At 41.3% G+C, this 23454-nt stretch carries 21 protein-coding genes and 1 pseudogene; 14 read left to right on the top strand and 8 right to left on the bottom strand.

Annotated features, from left to right (window positions below; genetic code table 11):
• Positions 1–68 precede the first annotated feature (68 nt).
• The 3 genes from HUK62_RS10935 (at position 69) to HUK62_RS10925 (ending at position 2454) form a co-directional block, all read left to right on the top strand.
• Positions 69–314, top strand: coding sequence for a hypothetical protein (locus HUK62_RS10935; RefSeq protein WP_126036987.1), 246 nt, complete (start codon positions 69–71; stop codon positions 312–314).
• A gap of 499 nt (positions 315–813) precedes the next feature.
• Entirely contained in the window at positions 814–1668 is an 855-nt protein-coding gene (locus HUK62_RS10930) for a 3'(2'),5'-bisphosphate nucleotidase CysQ (protein WP_078424905.1), read from the top strand.
• A 54-nt stretch (positions 1669–1722) separates the two neighbouring features.
• On the top strand, positions 1723–2454 hold the full coding sequence (locus HUK62_RS10925; RefSeq protein ID WP_078388778.1) for a histidine phosphatase family protein: 732 nt from the start codon (positions 1723–1725) through the stop codon (positions 2452–2454).
• Between the two features lie 136 nt (positions 2455–2590).
• Here HUK62_RS10925 and HUK62_RS10920 read toward each other — a convergent pair whose 3' ends face one another.
• Entirely contained in the window at positions 2591–3031 is a 441-nt protein-coding gene (locus tag HUK62_RS10920) for a hypothetical protein (RefSeq protein ID WP_058951778.1), read from the bottom strand.
• Between the two features lie 466 nt (positions 3032–3497).
• On the opposite strand from HUK62_RS10920, the gene HUK62_RS10915 reads away from it, so the two are divergent.
• Positions 3498–6119, top strand: a complete 2622-nt coding sequence (locus HUK62_RS10915) for a M66 family metalloprotease (protein WP_176538482.1) — start codon at positions 3498–3500, stop codon at positions 6117–6119.
• A 232-nt stretch (positions 6120–6351) separates the two neighbouring features.
• Here the strand turns inward: HUK62_RS10915 and rpsT are convergent, their stop codons facing one another.
• On the bottom strand, positions 6352–6618 hold the full coding sequence (gene rpsT / locus HUK62_RS10910; RefSeq protein ID WP_004696602.1) for a 30S ribosomal protein S20: 267 nt from the start codon (positions 6616–6618) through the stop codon (positions 6352–6354).
• 213 nt (positions 6619–6831) lie between these two features.
• Between rpsT and HUK62_RS10905 the strand changes: the two genes are divergently transcribed.
• The 3 genes from HUK62_RS10905 to HUK62_RS10895 are packed head-to-tail and all read left to right on the top strand — an operon-like array spanning position 6832 to position 8847.
• The gene (locus HUK62_RS10905; RefSeq protein WP_010326976.1) at positions 6832–7497 is read left to right on the top strand and encodes a nucleoside-diphosphate sugar epimerase; all 666 of its coding nucleotides are present in this window, start codon (positions 6832–6834) and stop codon (positions 7495–7497) included.
• A gap of 8 nt (positions 7498–7505) precedes the next feature.
• On the top strand, positions 7506–8018 hold the full coding sequence (rraA, locus tag HUK62_RS10900) for a ribonuclease E activity regulator RraA (protein WP_125281733.1): 513 nt from the start codon (positions 7506–7508) through the stop codon (positions 8016–8018).
• 49 nt (positions 8019–8067) lie between these two features.
• Positions 8068–8847, top strand: coding sequence for a glutathione S-transferase N-terminal domain-containing protein (locus tag HUK62_RS10895; protein WP_176537858.1), 780 nt, complete (start codon positions 8068–8070; stop codon positions 8845–8847).
• Between the two features lie 157 nt (positions 8848–9004).
• Here HUK62_RS10895 and HUK62_RS10890 read toward each other — a convergent pair whose 3' ends face one another.
• Positions 9005–9916 (bottom strand): alpha/beta hydrolase, encoded by a 912-nt coding sequence (locus HUK62_RS10890; RefSeq protein ID WP_176537857.1) that lies wholly within the window; start codon positions 9914–9916, stop codon positions 9005–9007.
• Positions 9917–9938: 22 nt separating this feature from the next.
• A complete protein-coding gene (locus tag HUK62_RS10885; protein WP_010326972.1) occupies positions 9939–10478 on the bottom strand; it encodes a PadR family transcriptional regulator in 540 nt (179 codons plus the stop codon).
• A 169-nt stretch (positions 10479–10647) separates the two neighbouring features.
• Here HUK62_RS10885 and HUK62_RS10880 point away from each other — a divergent pair, with 169 nt between their 5' ends.
• Positions 10648–12672 carry an NADPH-dependent 2,4-dienoyl-CoA reductase gene (locus tag HUK62_RS10880; RefSeq protein WP_176537856.1) on the top strand — a complete coding sequence of 675 codons (2025 nt, stop codon included), beginning with the start codon at positions 10648–10650 and terminating at the stop codon, positions 12670–12672.
• Between the two features lie 49 nt (positions 12673–12721).
• Here HUK62_RS10880 and HUK62_RS10875 read toward each other — a convergent pair whose 3' ends face one another.
• Positions 12722–13975 (bottom strand): transposase, encoded by a 1254-nt coding sequence (locus tag HUK62_RS10875; protein ID WP_176537855.1) that lies wholly within the window; start codon positions 13973–13975, stop codon positions 12722–12724.
• Positions 13976–14238: 263 nt separating this feature from the next.
• Here HUK62_RS10875 and HUK62_RS10870 point away from each other — a divergent pair, with 263 nt between their 5' ends.
• Together HUK62_RS10870 and HUK62_RS10865 are read left to right on the top strand one after the other, a co-directional pair.
• On the top strand, positions 14239–14652 hold the full coding sequence (locus HUK62_RS10870) for a nuclear transport factor 2 family protein (protein ID WP_176537854.1): 414 nt from the start codon (positions 14239–14241) through the stop codon (positions 14650–14652).
• A gap of 80 nt (positions 14653–14732) precedes the next feature.
• Positions 14733–15830, top strand: coding sequence for an alpha/beta fold hydrolase (locus tag HUK62_RS10865; protein ID WP_176537853.1), 1098 nt, complete (start codon positions 14733–14735; stop codon positions 15828–15830).
• A 59-nt stretch (positions 15831–15889) separates the two neighbouring features.
• On the opposite strand, the pseudogene HUK62_RS10860 reads toward HUK62_RS10865, so the two are convergent.
• Together HUK62_RS10860 and dkgB are read right to left on the bottom strand one after the other, a co-directional pair.
• A pseudogene (locus tag HUK62_RS10860) lies at positions 15890–17058 on the bottom strand (MFS transporter).
• Between the two features lie 8 nt (positions 17059–17066).
• Complete coding sequence (gene dkgB, locus HUK62_RS10855; protein ID WP_176537852.1) at positions 17067–17873, bottom strand: 2,5-didehydrogluconate reductase DkgB; 807 nt, start codon at positions 17871–17873, stop codon at positions 17067–17069.
• Positions 17874–17983: 110 nt separating this feature from the next.
• Here dkgB and HUK62_RS10850 point away from each other — a divergent pair, with 110 nt between their 5' ends.
• Positions 17984–18874 (top strand): LysR family transcriptional regulator, encoded by an 891-nt coding sequence (locus tag HUK62_RS10850; protein ID WP_176537851.1) that lies wholly within the window; start codon positions 17984–17986, stop codon positions 18872–18874.
• 60 nt (positions 18875–18934) lie between these two features.
• On the opposite strand, the gene HUK62_RS10845 is transcribed toward HUK62_RS10850, so the two are convergent.
• On the bottom strand, positions 18935–19336 hold the full coding sequence (locus tag HUK62_RS10845; protein ID WP_004696625.1) for a hypothetical protein: 402 nt from the start codon (positions 19334–19336) through the stop codon (positions 18935–18937).
• A 226-nt stretch (positions 19337–19562) separates the two neighbouring features.
• Between HUK62_RS10845 and HUK62_RS10840 the strand changes: the two genes are divergently transcribed.
• From HUK62_RS10840 to eno, 3 genes are read left to right on the top strand one after another with little or no spacing between them, the layout of a single operon-like run.
• Positions 19563–21203 (top strand): CTP synthase, encoded by a 1641-nt coding sequence (locus tag HUK62_RS10840; RefSeq protein WP_004696627.1) that lies wholly within the window; start codon positions 19563–19565, stop codon positions 21201–21203.
• Positions 21204–21234: 31 nt separating this feature from the next.
• Complete coding sequence (kdsA, locus tag HUK62_RS10835; protein ID WP_005401052.1) at positions 21235–22092, top strand: 3-deoxy-8-phosphooctulonate synthase; 858 nt, start codon at positions 21235–21237, stop codon at positions 22090–22092.
• A 60-nt stretch (positions 22093–22152) separates the two neighbouring features.
• The gene (eno, locus tag HUK62_RS10830; RefSeq protein WP_176537850.1) at positions 22153–23442 is read left to right on the top strand and encodes a phosphopyruvate hydratase; all 1290 of its coding nucleotides are present in this window, start codon (positions 22153–22155) and stop codon (positions 23440–23442) included.
• Positions 23443–23454 lie beyond the last annotated feature (12 nt).

Genomic DNA, 23454 nt, shown 5'->3' with positions numbered 1-23454 from the left:
AGATGATTTCTGACATCTTTTGATCATATTGTTCATGGATAATCTTTTTTATTTTGAGTTGCTTCGATATGTCAATTGTTACTGCAAATGAACTAGACGATATTCTAAAAGAATTAGTTTCCAAAAATAAAAAGCCTGAAAAGATTATGATTGGTTATAAAGCATATAGCGAGCTTATGAATGATCGTAAATTTTTGCATGAAGTCGCTAGTTCGGCTATGGATCCGAATAAAAGAAAGTATCAAAGGATTAAGATCAAAGTGACGCAGGATGAGTATCAATTAGAAGTGAAGTGTTCAGATAAAAACGAGTAGCTGTAAAGTAATTTAAAAAATTGCAGGTATACCGCATTTTTTAATTGATGTATTTGAAATACAGGTTTATACTATACTTGAAATTAAAGCGCTGTAGCTTTTCTTGTTTTATATCCCACGCTCCCATGCGTGGGATTTTTTTGCGCGATGATTTTTCCTAAAGAAATCACTTGGATGTATAAAGCTGAAAAGAAGTTAAGAGTAAGCACAAATTAGAAACGGTCAGCTTGAGACTTTCTATAGTCTCAATATTTAAGGTGTTGTAAAGGTAAAGTCAGGTTGATTGGACTACTCAACCTAAAGTCAAAAGAAGAATTGGAATTGAGTGATATTTCCTGAGTGTCTTAGGCGTATAATATTTTTAAGGCAGTGTTGAAAAGTGTTCGCGTGTTCTCACTCTGAGGTGACAGCATACCGTTGAATACGAGGCGATCAGCATGCTGCTATCCCAATAGATGAACTTCTCGATCTATAACTTAATGAATAAAAAGGCGGTCTCATGTTTAAGCCCACAACTGCACCTCAAGATGCACTGATATTGCAACTTGTACCGATTGTGACTCAAGCGTGCGAGATTTTACGAGCAGAGTATCAAGCTTATGTTGCAGGTGGTGATTTTACAGTTGAACGAAAATCCGATCATTCACCCGTCACGCAAGCGGACTATCGTGTCAATCAATTTATTACTGATGCTTTGAACAATACCTTTCCTCATTTGCCTGTTCTTTCTGAAGAAGGGCAGCATGCGCATAGACAGCAGTGGCAGTCTTTTTGGATGCTTGATCCTTTAGATGGTACCAAAGAATTTTTGCATCAACGTCCAGAATTCACCATTAATCTCAGTCTTATTGAGGGTGAGCATACAACCTTTGCTGTGTTGGCTATTCCTTGTGAACAGCAAATTTACTTCTGTCCACTACAAGGTCAGCCTTTAAAATACAATATTGAAAAAGACGTATGGTCTGAATATGTTCCAGTTGAAAACCACAGTGCTGTTCAAGTCGGCTTAAGCCAAAGTAGTCAGAATAAGCCGCAGTATCAAGTATATTTAGAGCAGTTAGAAAAACTTACGCCTATTCAAGAGTATCGCGCAGGGAGTGCATATAAGTTCTGCATGGTGTTGGAAGACCGAGTCGATATTTACCCGCGCTTTCACCCAACGAGTGAGTGGGATACCAGTGCTGGACAGTGTTTATTGGAGCGGATAGGTGGTGGTTTAGTTGATTTTCAGGGACGACCATTCGTATATAACCAAAGATTGAGTTTACTGAATGGCGGTTTTATTGCATATCGAAATAACGATATGAAAAAACTGGCATTACAAGCACTTGAACTAATGCCTTCGTCGGCTTGAGCTAAAAACTGAGCGTGCTATAGTGTTTTTTGAATTATTGAGTTGCTAGTGATTATGGCCTTAGAGTTACTCCCGCCTAGTATGTTGAAGGCAATCGATTTATTGCCAGATGCAAAAACACCAGTGACGTTGTTTACACGTCATTCCATTCGTGAAGTTGTTACGGGTCAGGGGCTTGCAGGCTATGATTTACAGTTGACGCATCAAGGGCGCGATTTGGCACAGGCATGGGGTTCCTATCTGATCGATAATACGGATCGAGTGATACAACACTGTATTTCTAGCCCAATTCAACGTTGTATTGATACCGCTGCATTAATGATTCAAGGGGCAGATGGACAAACCCTTGAGCCGAATACCCACCGTATTGAAATTATCGAACAAGGTTTATTGGTTGAGCCAGGCAGTTTTGTTTTGGATATTAAGCAAGCCGGCCCTTATTTTCAGCGTCAAGGCGCTCTAGGATTTATTAATAGCTTTGTTAATAATGCCTTACCCGGTATGAAGCATCCGATTCATGGCGTAGTAGATGTATTGGAACTCATATATAACACGCATCCGAACAATCCTTATGGTTTGAGCCTTGCGGTCAGTCATGACACGATTTTAGCTGCGATTTTGGCGGTTATTTCAGGGCGTACGATTGTGACCAAAGAAGACTGGCCGAAAATGATGGAAGGTCTTTTTGTGTGGTTTGAGGGGGATGTGTTTTTGGAATCAAAATTGAAATGGATTTGGCGCGGGGAAATGAATGAGCTGAATATTCATGAGTTTCAAAATCTGTAAGTGCTTTGTTTATTAATAAAAAATCAGCTATAAATCTCGTTCATTCATTTAGGCGTTCGTTTGAACGAGAAAAAGAATATACGAGATTTATAGATCGATCATTCGTCAACCTTATTAAATGCTATATCGCATAAGTTTAAATTTTGGCTTTGAGTCGATTGGGAAAATCGAGCAAGTCGATACTCAGGCCTTCATCATTTAAAGGCCATAATGAGGTATTCACTGCTACGCTGTGCTGATGAATGCGATTGTATTTATCTGCAGCAATTAACGTGGCAATCTCATGATTCGAAAGAGTATATGCATTGACAACATCGGCTGGATATTGAGTACGGTCATAAAACTCAGCTTCCGTTTCCCCTTGGTGCAGTGCAAAAATACGTTCAATTGCAGGCAAGTAAACGCCATAACCTAACCATGCATCAACGCCCTGAGAGGCCTGAATTTCTGCGGTTCCGCGCATATTTGAGATGACTTTGGCGAGTATGTCTTTTTCACCTTTGGCATGAAAATACTCAATATATTGTTGTTCTGTCGGTTGGAATTTTTCAAGTGTTGGAAGAAATTTATTAATCATGCTATTCCCCAGTAGAACATTCTATGTGGTTTCATTATAAGAAAACAGAATACCATAATTTATTTATGGGATTTTAATCATTTTGGATCTAAAAATTAAAATAAGCTACGTGCTTATAAAGAAAATTAATTGAAATATCTATTTTTTAAAAAATTGACTGACAAATATTGGCACTATATTGGTGCAAATTCAAAAGTATAACTCATCATTATTTTTCATAAATTCAAGCCCTGTCACAGAACTTTTACTTTTCGGACTTTAGTTTTAAGGTTTATAAAAAATATGTTCTGAAGTGACAAATTATGTAAATTGAATATGAATAGAAAATAGTGTTAAATAATTAAGCTTTTGATTTATATAAATTATTAATGATTTTTTAATTTTATTTGTGACTATTTTGGGGGAAGATGTGAAAAGTGTGAATGAGTTCTTGTATTGCAAGCTAAGTCTTTGTGTTGTAACGCTGATGCTTGCTGCGTGTGGAGGTGGAGAGAGTGGAACCGAAAACTCTACAACGCCTGTAGTGAAAACCTATGCGGAGCCTACACAGGATGTGGCTGATGTAAATACATTGGGTTATTTTGATTACGATGCAAATTCCAATAGGCGTGTGATACGAAATGACTTAACTGGTAACTTCGAAGCAATGCTGCAATTTGGTCAGAGTCATGTGGTTGATCCAAATGGTAATGAAAGTAAAAAAATGCCGCGTCTGACGATGGAAAAAGAAGCGCTATTGTTAGTTACGCCAACTGATAGCATGGGGAAAATTGATGGTCTGAGTGCTGATATTTACATGAATAATCAGTTGCTCCGCACAGTTACATTTAACGATCCAACTCAGATTCCTCAGTCTGATCAAACCAATACCGATGAGCGTGCGCGTGTGCAATATAGTCAGCGTGCGTGGAGTGCTCGACTCAATTGGGATGAAATACGTCCAGGTTTGCGTATTCAGCTCAAAGATTTTCTTGGACGTCAGGGACAAATTACGGAAGATAAAATTGATTTTGCCTCTCCGGGAGAGTTGGTCTTAAATAATATTCGTATCAGTATGTTAACGGCTCCTCCTATTTCCAATGGTCACTATATGCTGAATGATCCTGTTCGGGCAGGTTCAGATTACTTTCAAACGATTCCAGCTGCTGAAATGATCGTTGCAAAATATGATGATATTCAGTTAGATCGCGTCATGATTGCCGACGGGACGATTTACGATACGGCAAGTGCCAGCCAAGGCGGGGTTTATGAGGGTGACATGCGTGAAAACGTGGGTAAGTCGACATTTAGCGTGGGCATTAATCTAGCAAACTGGGGCATTACCAGTGCTTCGATGGTAAATCAAGATCAACCACAATTAACCCAAACCGTAGTTGCACACCATAGTCGTGGAAAATATGCCAATGGCGAAAGTAATCATGGCTTAAGTGGTGGTAACGGCATGCTAACTTTGTATGATTCGGTTGGGAATGAATTTAGTCATGAAATTGGACACCACTATGGATTGGGGCATTATCCTGGGCAGGAGAAGGGTAATGATTTCTGGACGTCACATCATGCGGACAGTGGTTGGGGTTATATTCCGTATCGTAATATGATGCGGGGTAATTTGATTTGGAATAATAAGGATTTATGGGCTGCTTCTACAGGAATTGCAAATTTCTTGAGTTTATATCCACATAGCCGAGATGCAATGTCTGGTGGTTATGCATCAAGCTCAGTTTCACGTTATACCCACTATACGGGTTACAGCACCTTCGAAAAAATTCAACCTCAATTTAATAAACTCTTAGTGTGGGACAAGACTTCACCAACGGGTTATAAAAAGTGGAATGCTAAGACTAGGCAAATGGAAGTGTTTCAAGAGAAGATGCCCAATTCTTCAGCACCTGTCTGGTATCTGCCTAATCAAAACTATCTACGCCCACGTGTTTTTGGTGAGCCTGTAGTGACCATTTTAGGTGGCTATGACCCTGTTGCGCAGGTTGGGTTACTCCATCCTGCGGCACGTTCAAACTGGGGCAATGTTTATGATTTACCCGCTGCAAATACGGCGTTAAATCAGGCTGCATGTTGGTTAAATGTACAGTATCCAAATACAGTGACCAATATTGCACTGGCTCCGACACGATTAGGTAGTAATGCCAATAAATTACATGTCAATTTAGCACTTGCAGATCACCCTCAAAAAGTTGATTTATATTGTAAGCAGGCCAATGCTGTTGCCAAATTATTATCAACTACAGTGATTCCCCAATATGCTACGGCTATTACACCTGCCGTTAAGATTGGTAAAGCACAGGGTTATAAAGCCTTACGCTATGTAGAGTTGCCTCTACTTGAGCGAGAGCTACTGAATCAGGCGGCGAACAATCTTATTGTTTTGTCACCAAACGGTTTAATGCTTTATCAGGCTTATAAATCGTATAAAAATGAGATGAGTTTAGCTGCACAGCAGGTACTTGAGCGTTATGAAGAGCAAGAAACTAGGTGGATGCGTTTAAATCGTTGGGTAGATAGTAATTATGATGGTTTAGCTAAAGAGCTTGTAGATGCGAAGCATGAACTCTTTGCTTTGTTAAATGAGTTAGGGTTACAGAGTGATGATCCACTTGCACAAAGTACTTTGTTAAAAAACAACAAAAACTTTGTAAAAACAGAGCTGGCATCTAACCAGAAAATGGATGTTTACATTAGTGGCCCGTCGGCTTGTGCTGCTGATGAGACCGAGCAGTGGGTTTATGACAGTTTAGGACGTATCCATAGCAAAGCGGCTATGGGACAATGTTTAACGGGTAATGGAGGAAGTGCTAAAGTTACCTTGACTGACTGTGTGGCGAATAATGCAGCACAAGTGTGGTCAATGGATGCCACGACGTCTGCTATTAAACAATCGGGACAGTGCTTAGATCTAAACTCGGGTAATTTGGTAAATAACCGTCAGATTGCAATTCGATATAGTTGCTCTGGAAATAACAATCAAAGATGGACAATGCTGAATCAAAATACGAGCTTGATTTTGGCTGGGGCAACCTCAAAAAACATGGGTATTTTAGTGAAAAACTTGAAAGCTCAATCTTTGAATTAAACCACTGCTCATCTGGCAAATGATTCAACATAGAATGAAAAGAGCTCCCTAAAGGGGGCTTTTTTTGTAAGTAGATGTTCTTATGGGTGCTAGAGAGCGCTTGCTAGATTTTATTTGGGTTTTAAACCGTATTGTTAAGTATAGATGTACTGAAAAGGGTGTGCGCCTTGTGAAGGTTCAAAAAATAGATACAAAAAAAGCCCTTTAAAAAGGGCTTTTTTTAATGCATAAATTAGTTAGCTAAAGCTTTAACTTGTGCATTTAAACGGCTCTTATGACGAGCAGCTTTGTTCTTATGGATGATGCCTTTATCAGCCATACGGTCGATTACTGGTACAGCAGTTTTGTATGCTTCAGAAGCAACTGCGTAATCACCAGCAGCGATAGCAGCTACTGTACGTTTGATGTAAGTACGAACCATAGAACGTAAGCTTGCGTTGTGTTTGCGTGCTTTAACGTTTTGACGAGCACGTTTTTTAGCTTGAGCAGAGTTTGCCACTCGTGCACTCCTTGAAATAGATTGGTCTGGGCGGGCTGAAATTCAAACTGAAAACCACATCAGAAGAACAATCACCAGCCCGTAAACAAGTGGCATATTTTGATTAATATACGCAGTGAAGTCAAGTCTTGACATGCTTTGACTATATTTAAGATACATAAAAATTCTAAAGAAAAGGTAAGATTAGCCATCTGCATGGGAGTTTGTATAAAAATGACACAAAATATAGAACAAGCCATTGTGATTGGAGCAACGGGTTTGGTGGGCTTAAACCTGATTCAACAATTACAACAACTGCCAAGTTGTAGCAAAATACTGGCTGTGGTCAGAAAGCATAATGTGCAGCTCGATCGGTATGACAAAGTTCAGCAACTGGAGCTGGATGATTTTTTATTACTTAACCATGAAGATGTTCAGGGCTACAGTCATGCTTTTAGTTGTTTGGGGACGACTTTAAAGAAAGCTGGCTCAAAAGAGCAGTTTTATGCCATCGACTATGTGGTGAATGCACATTTTGCTGAGTTGTTTGTTTTGACCAAAACCCATTATGTGTTGATCAGTGCCTTGGGTGCGCAAGCCAATTCAAAAATTTTCTATAATCGCGTCAAAGGTGAGCTTGAAGAGACTATTCGAGGACTCGATTTATATAAGGTCAGTATTTTGCAGCCATCCTTACTGATCGGACAGCGTAATGAAGGTCGCATGTTGGAAGATATATTCCAAAAGGCTTATACCAAACTATCGCATTTTATACCAAAGCATTTTAAATATAAGCCAGTGACAGCAGAACAAGTGGCTCATACTATGGTCGAGGCTGCCCAAACGCAGACCGAGAAATTTGAAATATATGATAATTTACGCATACAAAAGACAAAATGAGGGGAAGTGTGGTGACGACAGCATTTGTGACATGCGATTTATTGGATGATCATCCTGAACTTGATTTACAAGTGGTCAGTCCATCGATGGATGGTAAGTTTTTTAGGAGCTATGGTGCGCGTAAAACCTTTGGTGGTCAGGTGGTTACGGTTAAATGCTTTGAAGATAACTCTCGGGTGAAAGAGCTGTTAGCAACAGATGGTACGGGTAAAGTATTAGTTGTGGATGGTGGTGCTTCGATGCGCTGTGCCTTGATGGGAGACTTAATTGCAGAGTCAGCAGTCAAAAATCACTGGAATGGTGTGGTGATTTATGGCTGTGTCCGTGATGTAGATGCCATTGCTGAACTGGATTTAGGGGTGCATGCTTTAGCCGCCATTCCACAAAAAAGTAATCGTAAGGGTGTAGGAGAAGTTGATATCAGCCTGCATTTTGGTGGTGTCACCATTCAATCAGGTCATTATCTCTATGCGGATAATAACGGCATTGTCATTGCAAAAGAAAAACTGGTTGATGAATAAGCACCAACCAGACTCATAACAACATCAACAAAAGATATGGACGTGTAATATGGTGAAGCATCAAATTAAAGTGATTCAGGCTCTTTTTTCGGGGCTTGCGCAAGGTGGGCGTGGTGTAACTGGAACGCCGCATCCTAAACAACCTGAGCAACCTTTAAAGCTCTATGAGTTTGAAGGCTCGCCATACTGTCGTCGTGTGCGTGAAGTATTGACTTTGTTGAACTTAGATTATGAAGTGTATCCATGTCCTAAGGGTGGAACTAAATATCGTCCTTTGGTGAAACAGTTGGGTGGGAAAACCCAATTTCCTTTTTTACTCGATGAAAATACAGACACTAGGCTATACGAGTCTGAAGATATTATTCACTACCTGTTTGAACAGTATGGCCGCAGTGGTAAAACACCGAAAAAGTATGCACATTATCCCAAAACACCTTATGTTGCTTATGTCGGGACATTGGTAAATGGTGCGAGTGGAGTGTGGATCAACAAGAGTATTAAAGATCGCGTAGCGCCAGAACAGCTGTTACAACTTTGGGGATTTGAAGCCAGTCCTTATACTCGGATTGTCCGTGGTTTACTTACCGAGTTGGAACTGCCTTTTAAGTTTCATAATGTGCCTAAAGAACGTTGGCAAGATCAAGGCCCAGCAGTACTGCGTTTAAAGCCGGGCAAATATGTACCTTTGGCAGGTGGAAAGCGTGAGCAAGTCATGCAGGTGATGGGGCGCGATATTCAAGTGCCATATTTGGTTGATCCGAACACTGAAACGGCTTTATTTGAGTCGGCGGATATTGTTGCTTATCTCAAGCAGACCTATGCAGCATAAGAAAAAGGCATCTCTTAGAGATGCCTTTTTTAATTCCTAAACATTGGTGTTTTATCGGGTTGCTCTGATTTTTTGTCATTACAATGGAATGATTAAGTGTATATATATTTAGTTTTTATAAAAATATTCATTATTTGATTGATAATACGACACACATTCAAACATCCGTAGCGTTGAGGAAACGTGTAATTTCTTGGGAGAATTTGCGCGGTTCACTCAATAAAGGCGTATGCCCAGATTTTTTAAAGATCACCGTTTTGGCATGCGGTACGCTTGAGGCAATCAGCTTTTGTCCTTGAGCAGGATAAAGTTTTGAATCTTCACCAATAAAAAATGTAGCTGGTCGGTCAATCTGACTGAGCGCACTGCGATAGTCTTCTTGATGGTCAAGATAATTTTGAATATACCAAGCCATATAGTCTAAACGCTGGATTGGGAGCATGAACTTTTGCAAGTATGGCTGTTGAAATGCTTTTTGAAATAAGGCCGCAGTTCGAGATGGTGTGGCTTGCAGTTGAATAAAAGCCAACCATTGCTTAACCAGTTCTGTACGCATAGATGCTGTTAAGTCTGAGACCAAACGGTACTGTGCATTTTGGGCCAATAAGTCTGTAATGTTTTGTAGGATGACTTTGAAGTCAGCATGCTTTTCAGCAAATAAACCATGTAGCCAGTCTGCATCGACGCTAATCTTGGGGGTTTGGTCAATGTGTAAATAGCTGCGGATATGGTCTTTAAAGTGACCATATTGTATACCATGCATGGCTGTCGTGGCGCCCATAGAGTAGGCAATCACATGGAATGCTGTATCAGCATATTGATTTAGAAAGCAGTTTAAATCTTGCCAGTGGCTGGAAATCGCATCCAGTGTAGGAATTTTGCACTGTGCTGAACCACCAAAACCCCGCCAGTCAGGAATGTAAAAGCGGTACTTTTTACGGTGTTGATATAAAAAAGGCAACCATTGCCAACTTTGCATCCCTAAGCCAGATAAAACCAGTACAGGTGTGCCTTGTCCAAATTCTCGAACATAGAGTTTTTCGCCATCTGGCATTAAATAATGTGGCATGATTAATCCTTTGCGTGGTTTTTTATTTTTCGAAGTTTTTAAGTGCTGGAATCATGGTCTCTAGCCACTCAATCCAACCACATTCTAAATTAATTCCAAGTTGTAAAATCATTCTATGAATATATAAGGTACGATCATTTTCTTCAGCATGACCAAAGTCTTTGGCAAAAATGCTTTGGTAAATTTGTAGTTTTTCTTTGTGTAAGATGAGATGTCGTTCAAGTTCAGGCAAAACCGTGTTGCCGCCAAGCTGAGCTTCAACACGCAGTCTCACCATCAGTTCTTCACGGAGCTGGGCAGGTGGGCTTTGTTTTACCAGCCAGTCGGCAAGTTCTGTACGTCCGAGCTGTTCTGCCTGATAGGTTTTTTTACGCGAGGTTGCACCATCGTCTTCTATCGTTGAAATCCAGCCTTTGCTCTGCATAGCGCTGAGTTCTCTATATATCTGTTGATGTGTTGCATTCCAAAAGAAGCCCATTGAACGGTCAAAACGACGCGCTAACTCAATGCCTGTGCTTGGTTTTTCAATCAAACTGGTCAATAAAACATGAGCTAATGACATTTCGGTAATATTTCACAATTAAAATGGACGTAGAGTCATTATGCAACATGTTGCATAAAAAACAAATCTCGATTATAAAGATAAACATTATGCAACTTGTTGCATTAAATAATTTGATCTAACCTTGTATTTAAAATACCAGCCAGCGAAAGCACGCCAAGGAGTACACATGTCTAATTATCCGCATTTACTTGCGCCTTTAGATTTAGGCTTTACCACATTAAAAAACCGCGTATTAATGGGATCTATGCACGTTGGACTTGAAGAAGTTGAAGGTGGTTATGATCGCATGGCGGCATTTTATGCAGAGCGTGCCGCTGGTGGTGTAGGGCTCATTGTAACAGGTGGTATTTCACCGAATGATCATGGTGTGACTTTTCACGGTGGTTCTAAGTTAGATACTTTAGAAGAAGCGGAAAAGCATAAAGTCATCACACAAGCCGTACATAATGCGGGTGGTAAAATCGCATTACAGATTTTGCATACCGGTCGTTATTCGTATCAGGCTGAAAACGTTGCACCTTCTGCAATTCAAGCGCCGATTAACCCTGTAAAACCCCATGCTTTGACTTCTGCTGAAGTGAATCAGACTATTGCGGACTTTGTGAATTGTGCAAAATTGTCGCAAATCGCTGGCTATGATGGCGTTGAAATCATGGGTTCAGAAGGCTACTTAATCAATGAATTTATCGCGGCACGTACCAACCATCGTGATGATGAATGGGGTGGAAGTTATGAAAACCGTATCCGTTTTCCGATTGAAATCGTAAAACGGACTCGTGCAGAAGTGGGTGAAAACTTTATTATTATTTACCGTCTTTCAATGTTGGATTTGGTTGAAGGTGGTTCGACTTTAGAAGAAGTGATTCAGCTTGCCAAAGAAATTGAAAAGGCAGGTGCAACCATTATCAACACAGGTATTGGTTGGCATGAAGCGCGTATTCCAACGATTGCAACCAAAGTGCCACGTGCGGCATTTACATGGGTGACCAAGAAGCTAAAAGGTTCGGTTCAGATACCTTTAGTGACATCTAACCGTATTAATACCCCTGAAATGGCTGAACATGTTTTAGCTCAGGGTGATGCAGATATGGTGTCGATGGCACGCCCAATGCTTGCAGATGCTGAGTTTGTACTCAAAGCAGAACAAGGCCGTAGTGATGAAATCAATACTTGTATTGGTTGTAACCAAGCCTGTTTAGATCAAATTTTCTCCATGCAAATTGCGACGTGTTTAGTCAACCCGCGTGCATGCTATGAAACTGAACTGATTTTTAAAGAAAGTGCAGTTAAGAAAAATATTGCGGTGATTGGTGCTGGGCCTGCAGGTTTGAGTTTTGCGACTTATGCCGCTGACCGAGGACATCAAGTGACTGTTTTTGATGCAGCCAGTCAGATTGGTGGGCAGTTTAATATTGCGAAAACTATTCCTGGTAAAGAAGAGTTTTACGAAACACTGCGTTATTTCAAACGTAAAATTGAATTACAACCGAATATCAAGTTGGTGCTGAATCATACCGCAACTTATGAGGAACTGAGCGCTGAGAACTATGATGACATCGTGGTTGCAACAGGCGTTACTCCACGTGAGCTAACTATAGAAGGGATTGATCACCCGAAAGTGTTGAGTTATATCGAAGTTCTACGTGAGCGTAAGCCTGTCGGTAAAAAAGTCGCGATTATTGGTGCGGGTGGTATTGGTTTCGATACAGCAGAATACTTAAGCCATGAAGGTGAAAGCGGTAGTTTAAACCCACAAAAATTCTATGATGAATGGGGAATTGATACCAGCTATGCGCATGTCGGTGGCTTAAAACAGCCAGTCTTGGAGCAATCGGATCGTGAAATTTACCTTCTACAGCGTAAAGCGAAGGCAGTCGGTGCAAGCTTAGGTAAAACCACGGGCTGGATTCACCGTACAGGGCTAAAACATCGCGATGTAAAAATGATTGCAGGCGCAAGCTACGACAAAATTGATGATCAAGGTCTCCACATTACAGTGAATGATCAGCCAACGGTTTTAGAGGTTGATCACGTGATTATCTGTGCAGGACAAGAGTCTTATACTGCAATGTATGATCAGTTAAAAGCCGATGGTAAAAATGTGCATTTGATTGGTGGTGCGAAAGAAGCAGGTGAGTTGGATGCGAAGCGTGCGATTCGTCAAGGTGCGGAATTGGCTGCGACCATTTAATCGATAACAATCATTTATCAGCTTAAAATTTGTAATAAAGCTCCCTCTCCTACACGGCATAGGTATCTACACATCTTGATGTACCTAATGCAATTGTTGCGATTTCATTCAGTTCATCTATTGAATATTCTGAGAGCAGTTGAAGAGTGTTCAGTAAAATCGAAAGTCCTGCCAATATTGCAGGTGCACTTTCCAACTTACCTCTCTTCTGCTGTCGGCCTGAAAGACGGGCCAGAAATATACGAATTTTCTGATTTTGTTCATCTTCAGAACGCTGTATTCGCCAAGTCAGTACACACGCCATACTGCTGATCAGGAGCCGTCTTAAAATCGCTGCAGGTGTGGTCTGAAGCCATGATTCAACGTTATGGCCTGCCTGCTTCAGAAGCTTGAAATAGCACTCAATTGTCCAGCGCCAGTAATACCAGGTGGTTAATTCTACCGCATCAATCTCTGAAGAAACATTGCTGATCAGCGACCATCTCGCGACTGTTTTACCTTGAGCATCTTTCACCACAGCAACAATTAATCTGGCTGTAACTGCCTTGCCTGGCTGGGGAGCAACCCGTTGGCCTAAATCATCTTTTCTCTTCGGTTTTGCTGCACGCGTTATCCGAATATCGGTTTCTCCAACATGCAGCATATGCCTGTTTCCTTTATAAGCAATCGGCTTAACTTGCTGAGTTACTACTTTTTCTGCGACTTCTGCAACTTTGTAGGTTTCCCCTTGATGCTCAATCCGATGGCTTTCTTTGGCCCGAATCAACCATTTGAAACCATGGCTGCTGATTTCCCTCAAGTGGGCAATCGAGTCTCCTTCACGGTCAATGATATGGACTTTTGTTTTCTCAATCGGATACTGTTCAATCGTTTTGATTTGTTCTGCGAGTGAGTCCAAATGGGACTTGCGCTCGCTGTATTGTTCACTGAATGTGGAATAACAGCCGGATGCATCTGTTAGCGTCTGAGCTAATGGCGCAATTGGGAGCCCTGATGACGCATCGACAAGTAAACTGCTTTGCAATTCATAGCCTGAATTCGCCTCTGTTCTTTGAAGACGCTGAACCTTATGACTGTGCTTCACATACTGCAGTTGAGACCAGTCATGAACGATTAATGCATACTGATGCGGTGATGTCTTGATCTGTTCGCATGCAAGAAGCTTAATCGGCTGGTTTAATTGACTAAAAGAGATTTTATTATTATTCAGGAATCGCCAAACAGCCTGTGTAGTTGAGAAACTCGACTTTTGGGTAGAGGCCAGGTCTTTGATTGCGGGAGCAAGTGAAGCAAGAGGATTCATATAGAGTTTTACAAGGCTGTTATAACGTTTGACAAGACGCTGATCCAGACCAGAGATGTTAAATTGAAGAGCATGCTCTTCAATTTAACGCAAAGCTCGGAAATTGTGTAGATACCTATGCCTACACGGAGAGGGTTTGGGAGAGGTATTTTCTAAAATCTTATCTTTTCCCTCGTGTTGCCTTTTCCATGAAACGTATGTGGTGCAAGAGAAGGTGCCTTTATTGCAGATTTGAGTGGATTCACTTTCATAAGGACATAAGAATGAGTTTAGCAACAACAAAACAAGCCTTGGTACGCTGGCATGATATGGTCACGACACGTGATATGAGCATCTTAAATGAGCTTTTAGCAGAAGATGTCGTGTTCCGTTCACCGGTGGCGTTTAATCCTTATCCGGGTAAGCAAGTGGTTTTTTTTATTTTAAGTAATGTGATTCAGGTTTTTGAAAACTTTACTTACCATCGTGAGTTTTTTACAGAAGATGGTTTAAGTGTTGTCCTTGAGTTTTCTGCCAATGTCGGCGAAAAGAAACTCAAAGGGATTGACATGATTCGTTTTAATGAGCAAGGTCAAATTGTAGATTTTGAAGTGATGATCCGTCCTAAATCTGGGCTAGAGGCCTTAGCTGTACAAATGGGACAGCGAATGGCAGCTTTTGCACCTCAAGTTGGATGATAAACGTGTGACTTGTTATTTATAATTAGGCACGAAAATTGATGCATCACCAAGAAAGATAGGAAAAAGAAGTTACTGATATGAATGCTGTGTTCAGTTTGCTAAACCAATTAAGCCAAACGGCGTGGGATCGAGTGACTGGTGCGGAACAACCGAAGCTCTATATTAACCCACAAGGGCAAATTCAAGAGACTGTTGGGGCGCTTACACAGCTTCAAGAAAAGTACCGACCAACACCGTGGTTATCCAACACGCATGCCCATCTTTTGTATTTTGATGTGATTCGAAAGCGTCGGATTCAATTGGAATACGATCATTTTGATCAATTAGAGATGCAAGACGGTGGGGTCACTGGCATTATGTGGTTCGGTTATGACTTGCCTGAAGCGACGCCAACGGTTGTGGTTATGCATACGATTACGGGCTCTCCTGAAAGTATGCGTGAAGTGGTGCGTGACTTAAATCGTTATACGGGTTGGCGCGTTGCACTGTGCTTACGCCGTGGACATGCAGACCTTCCAATGCCTGTACCCAAAATGAATCTTTTCGGTTCAACCGATGATTTACGTGAGCAAATTGCCTTTATTCAAAGCACATTTCCAAGTTCAACGTTGTATGCGGTTGGCTCTTCTGCAGGAACGGGGCTTTTGGTGCGTTACTTAGGCGAAGAAGGGAGTCAAACCCCTTTTAAGGCGGCTTTTGCGCTGTGTCCGGGCTATAACACTGAGTTGGGTTTTGTAAATGTGCATCCCTTTTATAGTAAGGTCATGACTAAAAAGCTATTTAAGAAATTTATTTTTCCTTACCCGCAAACATGGCAACAAACAGCATCTGTGTCGCAAGTTTTAATGACCAAAACCTTGGCTGAGTTTGAGTCGAGTTATTATGAAATGGGGGGTTATGTGGACTATGACAGTTATAACCAAGCCACAAATCCAATTTATGTATTTGAAAATGTCACCATTCCATTGCTGATTTTAAATGCAGAGGATGATCCCGTTTGTCACATTAAAAATTTTGAACCGTATAAAGACATGATCCGTCAAATGCCGAATATTGCCGTTGTGACCACCAAAAAAGGCAGCCATTGTGGTTTCTATGAAGGGGCGCTCAATACCGAGTCTTGGGCAACTAAGCTGATTGCGAACTTTTTGAAACTGGAACAACAAAAACACTAAGTATAAAAAAGACCTACAGCAGTGTAGGTCTTTTTTTGATTGGTTCAGTAGTGTACGGCTTAAACGGCTTCACAAGCTTTCTTGCTGAGGCCAAATTTCATCTGCAGTAAGACCAAGATCAAGGCCATAAAGCTGAGTGTGGCACCTGCATATGAAACCGCTGCATAGCTGAGTTGCATACTCAGTACCGTTGCACCTGCAAAGGCACCTAAGGCATTGCCTAAGTTAAACGCGCCAATGTTAACGGAAGAGGCGAGACCAGGCGCATCTGCTGCAACTGACATGACGCGCATTTGCAGTGGCGGTACTACCGCAAATGCTGCCGCACCCCAAATCACTAAGCCAATCGCTGCACCAACGGTTGTTTGCGCTAATACTGGGAAAACAAGCATCATCACCATCAAAAGTACAAGGAAGCCTATCAGGGTTTTCTCTAGGGATAGATCGGCAAACTTTCCACCAAAATGGTTACCAATGGAGAAGCCAATCCCGATTAACACCAACATCAAGGTAATGGTTTGCGGTGATGCCTGCATAAATACGTGTAGGCTCGGAGCAATGTAGGTATATAACGCAAACATTGCGCCGCGCTCATGACTGTGGTTAATAAAGCAAGGACGACAGGCGCACGTGTTAAAACGCGCAATCCTTTTGCTACATTCGGTTTAACCACATCGTGATCTTGCGGGAGTGCTTTCCATAGTGCCAACATGGTCATAATGCCTAAGATTGAAATCGCAGCAAAAGCCATGCGCCAACTGGTATTCTGACTGAGCCACGTTGCAAGTGGCACACCGCCAATATTGGCAATGGTGAGACCCATAAACATCATGGCGACCGCACTGGCTTGTTTATCTTTAGGCACAACACTGGCTGCCACCACCGAACCTAAGCCAAAGAATGCACCATGGTTTAAACTGGTAATTAAACGTGCCCCCATGAGACTCATATAATCAGGTGCAACGGTTGCCAACACATTCCCAATCGTGAAAATAGCCATCAATAGGATTAAAGCTGTTTTCTTAGGAAAGCGTGCCAGCCATAAGGTCATGAGCGGAGCTCCAATCATGACGCCTACTGCATAGGCACTAATCAGCAGTCCAGCTTGTGGAATTGAAACGGACAAATCATTGGCAATTTCAGGCAAAAAGCCCATGGGTGAAAACTCGGTGGTTCCAATGGCAAAAGCACCCACCGCAAGCGCCAAAAGTGGAAAATTAATTTTCATAGCGATGCTCAATCCCAAATTGGTGCTAATCCCTCAGGATTAACTTCACGTTGATTTCGGTCTAATTGCGTAATTGCCATCATTTCTTCAGTCGACAATTGAATCTCTTGAGCCTTTAAGTTGGACATCAAGTGTGCACGTTTGGTTGAAGAGGGTATGACTGCAAAACCACGTTGTAATGCCCAAGCCAAACTAATTTGTGCAGTCGATACCTGATGTTGCTGTGCGATGTGCATTAAAACAGGATCATTCAAAACCTTACCGTAAGCCAGTGTCATATATGAAGTGACATCAATGTTTTGAGCTTGGAGGAAATCAACCAGTTGATGGTTTTGTAGGTAAGGACTGAGTTCAATTTGGTTGGTTGCGATGTTTTCCAGCCCAATACTCTCAATTGCCTGTTGAGTCAGCTCAATATTGAAGTTAGAAATACCAATGTGTTCGGTCAAACCTTGTTGTTTTGCCTCCAATAAGTTCTGCATGAGTTCTGTAATGTTCACACCTGTACTTGGGGCAGGCCAGTGGATCAAGGTTAGATTCACGGTATCGGTTTTTAGTTTATGCAAACTTTCTTTTAAGCTTGGAATCAATTTTTCTGCTGAATAATTTTCCGTCCAAATTTTTGTGGTGAGAAAAAGATCGTGACGATTGATACCACTGAGTTCAATGGCTTGACCAACTTCGGTTTCATTACCATAGATTTGAGCAGTATCGACCGCACGATAACCGACTTCTAGTGCAGTTTTCACAGACTCAATGACAGTGTCACCTGTTAAACGGAAAGTACCTAGGCCGAATTGAGGAACGATATTCATTTTTTACTCGATAACTTGTTTTATGGAATGAGGCTATTTTGTAGAAAAAAGACTTGCTTAAAAACTGGGTAATTTGCAAAATATTATTGACTATTAATCAATAATTACACATGAAATCAACCATAGAAGAATTAACGGCTTTTGTGAGCATTGTTGATAGTGGCTCTATCGTCAAAGCTGCGCAGCAGTTGGGTCAAACCACATCGGGTGTCAGCCGTGCCTTGCAACGTTTAGAGTCGAAGTTGAATGTGACTTTGCTGGAGCGAACGACACGGAAGCTCAAGTTGACCTATGAAGGGCAGCAGTTTTTGGCAAAGGCACGTAAAATTTTACTCGACCTGACCGAAGCTGAAGAAAGTCTGCAAAATACTGATGCAGAGTCATCTGGTTTAATTCGGATTGATTCGGCAACGCCTTTTGTACTGCATGTGATAGTGCCGTTGATTGAAGAGTTTATGCAGCGCTACCCAAAAATTGATATAGAAATTACCAATCACGATCAGGTTATAGACTTACTTGAACATAAAACCGATGTCGCGATTCGGTTTGGTGAGTTAGCGGATTCCAGCTTACATGCCAAGCTGCTTTGTAAAAGTCGGTTATATATTGTGGCTAGTCCTGTTTATGCGCAAAAACATGGTCTACCTAAAAATGCAGCAGAATTAAGCTCACATACTTTGCTTGGTTTTAGTCAGCCTGCACATTTAAATACGTGGCCTATTCAGTTGGAGGATGAGCCTTTAATTATTCAGGCCAAAATTAAATGTTCAAATGGAGAAACGGTTCGTCAGTTGGCATTGCAAGGGGCAGGGATTGCGTGTTTGTCACGTTTTATGGTCGAGCAAGATATTCAAGATGGGCAGTTCATTGCTTTGTTGGAAGATCAAATTCAGATCAAAGAGCAGAAAATACATGCGGTTTACTATCAACAAAACTATGTGCCAAAGCGTATTCGCTTATTTATTGACTTTCTTGCCGAAAAATTAAAAGCCTACTTATAAATCAGCAATAAAAAACCCGATATCAATCGGGTTTTTTTTTAATCATTTAAATAGTGATAATTAGTTTTCTAAAGCTGGTGTTGCTGCTGCAATTGCTGCTGCAACGGCATCGTCTTCAGTTTGTGTATTTGGGTTTGTATTACTTGGACGTGCTTGCGTTGGTTTTTCTTCAGCTTTTGGTGCTTCTGCTTTAGGTGCAGGCTGAGCTGCTGGAGCAGGTGCTGGCGTTTCACGGCGGATTTCAGTAGTTGTATTCGGCGTTTCTTCGCGAATCACTTCAACTTGCGCTGGAATCTCAGGCTCAGACGCTGCTAAAGGTTGAAGTTCAACAGTTTGTTGTTGCTCTGTAGTAACGACTTCAACTTGTTCTTGTTCATCTTCTTTAGGTGCTTCTTTCTTTACACATGCTGTTAATAGTAAGCCTGCTGCAATGGCACCACAAATTAAAAGTTTTTTATTCATAATTACATAAAATCGAGTGTTTGAAGGATCGCGCCATTATAACAGCAAAATGCAAGATGAAAATCCTATGAACTTAGCTTAATTTTATCTGCCAAATGCTGATAGAATATCCAATTGTTTATTGTTCTATGAATTGATGCGGATTGACTTTGCTTTATTGGTACAAGGTAAAGTAAAATTGCGCAACATTGCAGGCCGAATTAGGCTCGATTGTACGAGAAACCCAATGACCCATTTTATTTTCGTGACTGGTGGTGTAGTTTCATCACTAGGTAAAGGTATTTCAGCTGCTTCAGTTGCTGCGCTTTTAGAAGCCCGTGGATTAAAAGTAACCATGGTAAAAATGGATCCATACATTAATGTCGATCCAGGGACTATGAGCCCGTTCCAACATGGTGAAGTTTTTGTCACAGAGGATGGTGCAGAAACCGATTTAGACTTGGGTTATTACGAACGTTTCTTGCGTCGTGCGAAAATGACCAAGTTAAATAACTTTACTTCTGGTCGCGTATACCAAGACGTTTTAAATAAAGAACGCCGTGGTGACTACCTTGGTGGAACTGTTCAAGTTATTCCACATATTACAGACAACATCAAAGAACGTGTACTTCGCGCAGGCGAAGGTTATGACGTTGCGATTGTTGAAATTGGCGGTACAGTAGGTGACATCGAATCTCTCCCATTCATGGAATCTGTACGTCAACTTATGGTTGAACTAGGTCATAAGCGCACTATGCTTATGCACTTAACTTTGCTTCCATATATCAAATCTGCGGCAGAGTTGAAAACTAAACCAACTCAGCACTCGGTAAAAGAATTGTTATCGATTGGTATTCAGCCAGACATTTTAATTTGTCGTACTGAATATGATGTTGATGCAGACACGACCCGTAAAATTGCCTTGTTCACAAACGTTGAAGCACGTGCAGTTGTGGTGTGTAAAGATGCACGCAGCATTTACCAAATTCCGCGTACCTTCTATGAACAAAATGTTGACGATTTAATCTGTGAACGTTTTGGTTTCAATGACTTGCCTGAAGCTGATTTAACGGATTGGGACAATGTTGTAGAAGCACTGCTAAACCCTGAATACACGGTTCGTGTTGCAATGGTTGGTAAGTATGTTGAACTTCCAGATGCGTATAAGTCTGTGAATGAAGCGCTTTTACATGCGGGCATTCAGAATCGCGTTAAAGTTCAAATTGATTATGTCAATGCTGAAGAACTTGAAAGCCAAGATGTCAATGAAGTATTGAAAGATATGGATGCAATCTTGGTACCAGGTGGTTTTGGTGAACGTGGTACTGAAGGCAAAATGCAGGCGATTAAATTCGCACGTGAAAACGGTGTTCCATTCTTGGGTATCTGTTTAGGTATGCAGTTGGCTGTAATCGAATATGCACGTAATGTCGTGGGTATTAGTGACGCGAGTTCGACTGAATTCAACCGTTCGACTAAGTCTCCATTGATTGGTCTAATCACTGAATGGTTAGATGAGCGTGGTGAAGTTCAACAGCGTAATGTTGACTCTGATCTTGGCGGTACGATGCGTTTGGGTGCTCAAAAATCAGAATTGGTTGAAGGGACTAAAACACGTGAAGTGTATGGTTCAGCAGATATTATTGAACGTCACCGTCACCGTTATGAGATGAATAACCGTTTTATTCCAGCGCTTGAAGAAGCTGGCATGAAAATTTCAGGTTATTCACCTGTACAGCACTTAGTAGAAACAGTTGAAATTCCTCAACATCCTTGGTTTATTGCTGTACAATTCCACCCGGAATTTACAAGTTCACCACGTGATGGACACCCATTATTTGCTAGTTTTATTGATGCTGCGAAAGCACAGTACAAAAAAGCGAAGTAATTGGGGTTAAGCAATAAACTAGGAAGTTTAAATGTCACAATTAAAACCACAAGAAATTGTACGTTTAGGCGATATACAAATGGCAAACCACTTGCCATTTGTACTATTCGGCGGCATGAACGTACTTGAGTCTAAAGATTTGGCTTTTGAAATTGCAGAGACTTATGTCGATATCTGCAAGCGTTTGGAGATTCCTTACGTATTTAAAGCCAGTTTTGATAAAGCCAACCGTTCAAGCTTGAACTCGTTTCGAGGGCCAGGCCTAGAAAAAGGGATTGAGTGGTTAGCTGACATTAAAAAACATTTTAATGTACCCATCATTACTGATGTACATGAACCTTACCAAGCTGCACCTGTAGCGGAAGTTGCGGATATTATCCAACTTCCCGCTTTCCTAAGTCGTCAGACTGATTTGGTTGAAGCGATGGCAAAAACTGATGCCATCATTAACATCAAAAAAGCACAATTCCTTGCACCACATGAAATGCGCCATATTTTGCATAAGTGTTTAGAGGCCGGGAATGACAAGCTCATTATTTGTGAGCGTGGTTCGGCATTTGGTTACAACAATTTGGTTGTAGATATGTTGGGCTTCGACATCATGAAAGAAATGAATGTTCCTGTGTTTTTTGATGTGACCCATGCGCTTCAAACTCCGGGTGGTCGTGCTGATTCTGCGGGCGGTCGCCGTGCGCAAATCACGACACTTGCTCGCGCGGGAATGGCAACAGGTCTAGCAGGTCTATTCTTAGAAGCGCATCCAGACCCAGAAAAAGCCAAGTGTGATGGGCCATGCGCATTGCGTATGTCTCAACTTGAGCCTTTCTTGGCACAGCTAAAAGAATTGGACACCTTGGTTAAAGGTTTCAAAAAGTTAGATACACACTAAATTATAAACTCATTGATGCCATCTAAAGCATCTCGTTATTAATCAACTGAGGAATTGTTCATGAGCCAAATCGTTGACATTCGTGCACGTGAAATTTTGGACTCTCGTGGTAACCCAACCATCGAAGCAGACGTAATCTTAGCATCTGGCGTAGTTGGCCGTGCATGTGCACCATCTGGTGCTTCAACTGGTTCTCGTGAAGCTTTAGAACTTCGTGATGGTGACAAAGCACGCTATTTGGGTAAAGGTGTTAAAACTGCGGTTAACAACGTAAACACGATTATCCGTGATGCTTTAGTGGGCAAATCAGTATTTGAACAAAAAGACATCGATAACACGATGATCGAACTTGATGGTACTGAAAACAAAGAAAAATTGGGTGCGAATGCAACTTTAGCTGTTTCGCTCGCTGCTGCACGTGCTGCTGCTGATGAAAAGAAAATTCCTCTTTTCCAATACATCGCAGACTTACGTGGTCAAACCATTTTGACTATGCCTGTACCAATGATGAACATCATCAATGGTGGTTCACATGCAGACAACAATGTGGATATTCAAGAGTTTATGATTGAACCTGTAGGCTTCACTTCATTCTCTGAAGCATTACGTGCGGGTGCTGAAATCTTCCATTCTCTAAAATCAGTTTTAAACAAAAAAGGTTTAAACACTGCTGTAGGTGATGAAGGTGGTTTTGCGCCGAACTTACGTTCAAACGAAGAAGCAATCACAGTTATTCTTGAAGCGATTGGTCAAACTGGCTACAAAGCGGGTTCTGACATTATGCTTGCGCTTGACTGTGCATCTTCAGAATTTTACAAAAATGGTCAATACATTCTTGCTGGTGAAGGTAATAAAGAATTCACAAGCAACCAGTTCTCTGACTATTTAGCGGGCCTTGTAAACCAATATCCAATTATCTCAATTGAAGATGGTTTAGATGAGTCGGATTGGGAAGGTTGGTCTTACTTGACATCTATCCTTGGCGACAAAATCCAATTGGTAGGTGATGACTTATTCGTTACAAACCCGAAAATCCTTCAACGTGGTATTAATGAGAAAGTAGGTAACTCTATCTTAATTAAATACAACCAAATTGGTACGTTGACTGAAACTTTAGATGCAATCTATCTTGCGAAAGAAAGTGGTTATTCTACAGTAATTTCACACCGTTCTGGCGAAACTGAAGATTCTACGATTGCGGATCTTGCGGTAGGTACTGCTGCTGGTCAAATTAAGACAGGTTCACTGTGCCGTTCTGACCGCGTAGCGAAATACAACCAATTGCTTCGTATTGAAGAATTGACAAATGCTGCTTACCGCGGTAAAGCTGAGTTTAAAGGTTTAAACTAAGCGACTGATGTC

It is taken from the genome of Acinetobacter sp. NEB 394, assembly GCF_013374795.1.
GTDB classification, from domain to species: Bacteria; Pseudomonadota; Gammaproteobacteria; order Pseudomonadales; family Moraxellaceae; genus Acinetobacter; species Acinetobacter johnsonii.
This window is presented reverse-complemented; position numbering and strand designations above follow the sequence as displayed.